We start from the raw sequence: 600 nt of genomic DNA, 5'->3' as shown, positions 1-600 counted from the left end.
TGTCCGGTCCTTGGAAGGCTCACCCAGACCCAAGGCTTATGTTGCTGCCGACCTTGATAAAAATAAGAAAAGCTGGGGTACCAGCGTCCGCCATCGTGCTCGCCACAGGCCACGATACCCGGGGGATTCGCCTCACTGATTTGCGGCGAATCCCAGAATTGAGCTGAATATGCGGCCCACGCGATAATACGCTCAGGTGCCCACTCCACAAAGCGGCTGGTAAACTGCGCGCCACCTGAAAAGCCATAAATCAGAATGGGCAGATCGCGACCGTAAGTCGTGCGAACCGCATCCAATAAAGCTTTCCCCGAACCTTGCTCCGGCCAGTAATACCCTTCACGCGCTTCACCATACATTCTTTCAGACTTCGATTTAAAAGCGAGCGCGATCACACCCAAGCTGTTGGCCTTAGCAAAATCCATCCATGGTGATTCGTGCAGAAAGAATGCTCCGTCTCCGTTCATGCCAGGACAGAGCACCAATACCGCCTGCTCGTCACCGCGCGCCTCAGCCGCATGCCAGCCATAGGTATCCGCACTGAGCACGCTTGCACTCAGAGCAAGTAGTGAGCAAAGGAATATGCGGATGAGTTTCATACTT

General features: G+C 54.2%; 1 protein-coding gene. It reads right to left on the bottom strand.

Features of this window, described 5'->3' with window-relative positions:
• Window positions 1-600: alpha/beta hydrolase (locus QEH52_RS20040; RefSeq protein ID WP_308952741.1), on the bottom strand; the 600-nt coding region annotated here is incomplete at both ends.

The sequence above is a fragment of the Thalassobacterium maritimum genome (genome assembly GCF_031127805.1).
GTDB classification, from domain to species: domain Bacteria; phylum Verrucomicrobiota; class Verrucomicrobiia; order Opitutales; family Coraliomargaritaceae; genus Thalassobacterium; species Thalassobacterium maritimum.
Note: the sequence above shows the minus strand (reverse complement) of the source record. Positions and strands in the feature narration are given on the sequence as shown.